Source organism: Arthrobacter sp. H14 (assembly GCF_000520495.1).
Lineage (GTDB): Bacteria > Actinomycetota > Actinomycetes > Actinomycetales > Micrococcaceae > Arthrobacter_C.
On sequence record NZ_KI914649.1, the window covers coordinates 1 to 5,451 of the forward strand.

The 5,451-nt window shown below is 62.1% G+C and carries 6 protein-coding genes; 1 reads left to right on the forward strand and 5 read right to left on the reverse strand.

The window, feature by feature from the left end:
• Together Y707_RS33475 and Y707_RS0110120 are read right to left on the reverse strand one after the other, a co-directional pair.
• Positions 1 to 232 (reverse strand): helix-turn-helix domain-containing protein (locus Y707_RS33475; RefSeq protein ID WP_155852882.1); only part of this gene is annotated, 232 nt, incomplete at its 3' end.
• 88 nt (positions 233 to 320) lie between these two features.
• Complete coding sequence (locus tag Y707_RS0110120; protein ID WP_026534998.1) at positions 321 to 1,517, reverse strand: CynX/NimT family MFS transporter; 1,197 nt, start codon at positions 1,515 to 1,517, stop codon at positions 321 to 323.
• Positions 1,518 to 1,703: 186 nt separating this feature from the next.
• Here Y707_RS0110120 and Y707_RS24980 point away from each other — a divergent pair, with 186 nt between their 5' ends.
• A complete protein-coding gene (locus Y707_RS24980; RefSeq protein WP_035781145.1) occupies positions 1,704 to 1,889 on the forward strand; it encodes a hypothetical protein in 186 nt (61 codons plus the stop codon).
• Between the two features lie 2 nt (positions 1,890 to 1,891).
• Here Y707_RS24980 and Y707_RS24985 read toward each other — a convergent pair whose 3' ends face one another.
• The 3 genes from Y707_RS24985 to dgoD all read right to left on the reverse strand — a co-directional run.
• Positions 1,892 to 3,025: a phosphatase PAP2 family protein gene (locus Y707_RS24985; RefSeq protein ID WP_051441859.1), complete on the reverse strand. Its 1,134-nt coding sequence runs from the start codon at positions 3,023 to 3,025 to the stop codon at positions 1,892 to 1,894.
• A gap of 143 nt (positions 3,026 to 3,168) precedes the next feature.
• Positions 3,169 to 4,563 carry a GntP family permease gene (locus Y707_RS0110135; RefSeq protein WP_026534999.1) on the reverse strand — a complete coding sequence of 465 codons (1,395 nt, stop codon included), beginning with the start codon at positions 4,561 to 4,563 and terminating at the stop codon, positions 3,169 to 3,171.
• Positions 4,564 to 4,672: 109 nt separating this feature from the next.
• The coding region (gene dgoD, locus Y707_RS24990) for a galactonate dehydratase (RefSeq protein ID WP_035781153.1) at positions 4,673 to 5,451 on the reverse strand (779 nt) is incomplete at its 5' end.

Consider the following 5,451-nt stretch of genomic DNA (forward strand, 5'->3'; position numbering starts at 1 on the left):
CGTCCAGACGTCGCTCCAGGAACCGGGAACGCCATTTCCGAACCGTGGGCAGCGACAACTGCAACCGCCTGCTCACCTCCGAATTCGACACCCCCGTCGCGCACTCCAGCACGACTCTGGAACGTAGCGCCAGATCCTGCGCGGACTTACGCCTACGAACCCACCGCACCAACTGGTCACGTTCCGTATCGGAGAGTCTCACTTCGGCCAATGCCGGTCCTCGTTGCGCCATACTCCAGCCTACCAACAACTAGCAACGAACTAACGGCGCAACACACTAGGAGCGGTTAGGGGGTCTCTCGGCCCTTACCCTAGCCGTTTCATCCAATCAGACGGTTTCGTCCCGCTAGAACTGCGGTGAAGCACATGACCAGCATGATTGCCGCCATCATCATGAGAGGCACCGTCCATCCGCCGCTCCAGTCATACAACGCACCAAAAGCTACTGGGCCGGCTGCGGCAAGCGCATAGCCCACGGATTGGGCCATGCCTGAAAGTTCTGCCGCCTGGGTGTGGTCCCGGGTGCGCAGGCTGAACAGCGATAGGGCGATAACGATGAGACTGCCACAACCCATGGCTCCCACGATCATCCAAAGCAGGGACAAATGCGGGGCCAAGGCGAGTCCCAGGTAAGCGGTCAGGGCGAAGACGCTTGTGGTCAACGCCAGTGGACGCTGGTCGCGGGACCGATGCAGCAGAACTCCCGTAGTCAGACTCGAAACCACTCCGGTGAACAGGAATATGGAGATGTGTATGCCGGACGTAGCTTGGGAAACGCCCTGATCCTGTTCAATGCTGGGAAGCCAAGTCATAAAGGTAAAGAAGGCGACTGACTGAAGGCCCATGAATACTGTGACTTGCCAGCCCAGGGCCGATTTCCACGGGGACCGATGTGGCTCGGCACCTCCCGTGTCAGCTACGGACGCTGTCGGGCGGCGGCGGAGCTTCGGCAGCATGACGGCCATGGCGATTAGCGCGAGACCGGCCCAAATTCCAAGGGCAAGCCTCCACCCGCTCTCTGCCGAGTTGGCAATGGGTACGACGACGGCGGCACCGGCCGAGGCGAAGGCACCCTGAACCGCTGTGTAGAGGCCCGTTATACTGCTGACCCGATTAGGGAAATCGCGTTTGACGAGTGAGGGCAACAGGACATTCAGGAAGGCGATGCCGACACCCAGCAACGCCGTGCCTGCCCAGATCGCTCCCTCAATGGGCACCGAGCGTGCGATGGTTCCCGCTGCGAGCAGCAGTAGAGAGAGCCAAAGGGCGCGGTCCAATCCGAGCCGGTGCGCCATCTTCGGGGCGACGGGGGAAGCTACAGCGAACGAGATGAGGGGCAGGCCGGTCAGGAGCCCGGCCATACTGCTCGATAATTGCAGCTCACTGCTGATTTCCGTCAGCAACGGCCCGACGCTGACGAAGGCGACCCGCAGATTCAGTGCTATGAGCAGGACGCCGAAAAAAGCCAGGCCGAACCGTACGGTCCGTACCGGGGCAGCATGTTCAATTACCGGCATCGCGTTTCATCCTCACTTGGCTTTAGCAGCCGGTTCAGTAGCAACCTCAGTTTAAATGGTCCCACTGTCCGAAATCTCCAAGCCCACCAGAACCGTAGCCCGAAGCGTGACCGACTCCAAACTGCAGACTGTCGATTGCGACGCTGAATGAGCGCATACTGAAAGAACCAGTGGAGGTGGATGTAGATGGCCGAGGAAGATTGGGTGCTTGACGAACCGGAGGTGGATCTGCCGGAGGAGCGCTACCGGACGCTGCCGGCCCGCATTCCGATCGAGGACACTATCCCGACCAAGGACGCGTCGCCTCCGCCGGATCCGGAGATGGGCCGAAATCCCGATCGCGATTTTATGCTTCGGAACGCAGCCGGGTAGTTTTACACTCCTTCTTCGCCCGTTACCGGGCTGGTTCTCCGAACGACATCAAGGGCGGGCTCGCGCGCTGGAAGTGGAGAGGCCACTTGGCTGCGCCGCGTCCTCACGAGCACATCCGACCGGACCCGGGTCTTGCGGCCTACTGCCAGGGCGGCGAGTCCCACTGAGAGTCCACCGACAGCCAGGCCAGCGGGAACGTCGACGACGTAGTGCCAGCCGAAGTAGACAGTTGCGATAGAGGTGAGCACCAGGAAGCCCCACATCGTCCACCGCACCGGCTTCGGGAGCCGGGCCAGGTGGGCGATCAGTGCAGCAGTGAACACGACGGATACGTGCAGCGAAGCGAAGGCAGCGATGCCATGGACGGCCTCCGTTGCATGCGGATCGGCGAGCACCTCCAGCCGGTTTTCGTACAGCGCCTCCTGCAAGTCCGTGACCGCCGTCGGAGGCAGGTCGGCGAATGGTTGCTCATTGACGTAGATAGGTCCGAGCGAAGGCAGCATGTAGTACGTCGCTGTGCCGAGAATCCAGTTGAAGCTCAGCGCGGTCACGTACCAGGCTCCGCGCGTGAGGTCGTTGGACCAGACGAGTGCGGCGGCCAGCGTGATGGGCACGAAGAGCATGTAGAACATATACACGGCGGAGAGCACCACGGTGGTGAAACCGGTTCCCAGAAGCGTATGAAGCACGTCTGCCGGGTGGCTGCCGAAGGCGAACCAGCTGTCGGTGGCCATCAGCGCACGGTCGGTCAGCCGCTCCTGCAGGAACGGCAGGAAGCTCTTGAGATTACGGTAGGCCACGTACGCGAGGTAGAAGGTGCCGAGTCCCGCGGCAACAATCGCCAGCCGTGGTCCTGTCCACCGCTCGTGCAGTATCTGCACTATCGACTTGACCAGCCCGCGCATGCCTGGCCTTCGCAGCAGAACCCGGGGTACGACGTCGACCGCCATCACCAGGAGAACCAACAGCGGGAGCCGCACATAGCTTGGTCCGAGAAAGCCCTCGGGGTCACGCAGAGGCAGTCCCGCCGCCGCGGCCGTCACCACCATCAGCAGCCCGAAGGAAAGCGTTACTATCAGAGGGACACCGAACAGGCGGCGCCACGGGGGGCGTTCACGCCCGACTTCAGTGGTCATTCGACATTTCTATCCTATGAGGCGGCAGGGCTCGAAGCGCGGCACAGGTCCACGCCCGATATGAAAGCTGGATAGGAGAACCGCGAAGTTCTCCTATCCAGCAGTTTACGGGCACGCGGCGCGCACCTGTCCGGCCTCCGGTTCTAGGTCGATGCCAGTCCAAAAATGAGCCAGCTGATCCCGAATCCGACGAAACCGATGATCGTTTCCATAACTGTCCAGGTCTTGAGCGTCGTCTTAACATCAAGTTCAAGGAACTTGCCGACGAGCCAGAATCCCGAATCATTAACATGGCTCAGCATAACGGATCCAGCGCTAAGAGCCAGAACGATGGCCACGACTTGCATGGCGTTGTAGTCGCCAGCCGCCACCAATGGCTGCATTAACGCGGCCGAGGTTGTCAACGCCACAGTCGCGGATCCTTGGGCAACGCGGATGATCGTGGAGATTACGAACCCGGCGATCATGATGGGCAGGCCGATGTTTTCGAGGGATCCGGCGAGGGCGTCGCCGATGCCGCTGGCGACCAGAACTCCGCCGAACATACCACCGGCACCGGTGATGAGAATAATCGCGCAGATCGGTCCGAGCGACTTGTCGAGCAGACCCTCAATGGTTGCCCGGCTGCGGCCGCGCCGGGTTCCCAGTACCACGGAAGCGACCAGAACCGAGATGAGCAGGGCAACCGGGGTGGCGCCAAGGGTCATCAATACGCCAACCCACGTGGCGTCAGCGTTGACGATTCCGCTGGTGCCGAGGGTATTGAGGACGGTGTTCATGGTGATGAGCAGGATGGGCAGCAGGAGCATCGAGACGACGGTCAGCGCCTTCGGCGGATGCTGGTCGTGTTCCTGCTCTGCGCCGCCGCTGATGTATTCCGGTACCGGCAACCTGAAGCGCCTGCCGCTCCACTGGCCGAAGGCGTAACCGGCGACGACCCAGGTGGGAAGGGCCACGGCCAGACCGACCAACACGAGCAGGCCGACGTTGGCATCGAGCAGGCTGGCCGCGGCGACGGGTCCCGGATGAGGCGGCAGGAAGACATGCATCACGGAGAAGGCGCCGGCTGCGGGCAGGGCGTACAGCAGGATGCCGCCGCCGAGCCTGCGGGCAACTGCGAATATCACCGGCAGCATGACCACCAGGGCGGCGTCCAGGAATACCGGGAAACCGAAAATCAGGGATGCGACGCCGAGGGCCAGCGGCGCGCGATTCTCACCGAACAGGCGCATCAGCGAGTCGGCCAGCGATTGTGCACCGCCGCTGACTTCAACCAGCCGTCCGAGCATCACACCGAGACCGACGAGCAGGGCAACGCTGGCGATGGTGTCTGCGAAACCGAAAATCAGGACATCGACGATGCTGCCCGCGGGGATTCCGGTCGCAAATGCGGTTATGAGGCTGACGAGGATGAGCGCGACGAAGGCGTGCATCCTGAATTTCATGATCAGGAAGAGCAGGAATACTACTGCTCCGGTCGCGATCAACAGCAGTGGAACTGTCCCCATCGGCTGGGTCCAGTTTTCGAGCATATCCATATAGGTCCTTACTCAGGTTGGTTTGGGCGGGTTGGATTAATTTTGGGGGCGCGACGGGGTAGGGATTGATGCGTAGGCAGGTGCGTTTACGGCAGTGAAGGTTCCAGTATCACCATTCGGCGATGGAGCCGTCGGCGTGCCGCCAGACGGGGTTGCGCCAGCGGTGTCCGACGGCGGCGCGCTCGAGGACGTACTCTTCGTTCACGTCGATGCCCAGTCCCGGCCCCGTGGGGATGGTGACGTAGCCGTCGTCGTAGGCGAAAACCGAGGGATCCCTGACGTAGTCCAGCAGGTCGTTGGTGGTGTTGTAGTGGATGCCCAGGCTCTGTTCCTGGATGAACGCGTTGTGGCAACCGGCGTCGAGCTGCAGGCAGGTGGCCAGTGCGATCGGTCCAAGCGGGCAGTGCAGTGCCAAGCCGACGCCGTACGCCTCCGCCATGGCGGCGATTTTTCGGGTTTCGGTGATGCCGCCGGAGTGCGAGGGGTCAGGCTGGATGATGTCGACGGCGCCGCTGGCCAGGATGGACTTGAAATCCCACCGGCTGTAGAGCCGCTCGCCCAGTGCGATAGGGGTGCTGGTCTGGCGCATTGCTTCGAGCAGGCCGTCGGTTTCTTCGCTGAGTACCGGTTCTTCGATGAACATCAGCTTGAACGGCTCGAGTTCGCGGAGCAGGACTTTGGCCATCGGCTTGTGCACCCTGCCGTGGAAGTCGACGCCGATGCCGACGTTGGGTCCGACGGCGTCGCGTACTGCGGCCACGCTTTCGATGCAGGTCTGGACCTTGTCCCAGCTGTCGACGTACTGCATTTCGCTGGTGCCGTTCATCTTGACGGCTGTAAAGCCGCGGGCGACGGCTTCCCGCGCCGCGGCGGCGGTATCGGCCGGTC

Excerpts from the sequence above, each read along its gene's own strand:
- Y707_RS0110120 (WP_026534998.1), bottom strand. The coding sequence starts at position 1,517 with ATGCCGGTAATTGAACATGCTGCCCCGGTACGGACCGTACGGTTCGGC.
- Y707_RS24980 (WP_035781145.1), top strand. The coding sequence starts at position 1,704 with ATGGCCGAGGAAGATTGGGTGCTTGACGAACCGGAGGTGGATCTGCCG.
- Y707_RS24985 (WP_051441859.1), bottom strand. The coding sequence starts at position 3,025 with ATGACCACTGAAGTCGGGCGTGAACGCCCCCCGTGGCGCCGCCTGTTC.
- Y707_RS0110135 (WP_026534999.1), bottom strand. The coding sequence starts at position 4,563 with ATGGATATGCTCGAAAACTGGACCCAGCCGATGGGGACAGTTCCACTG.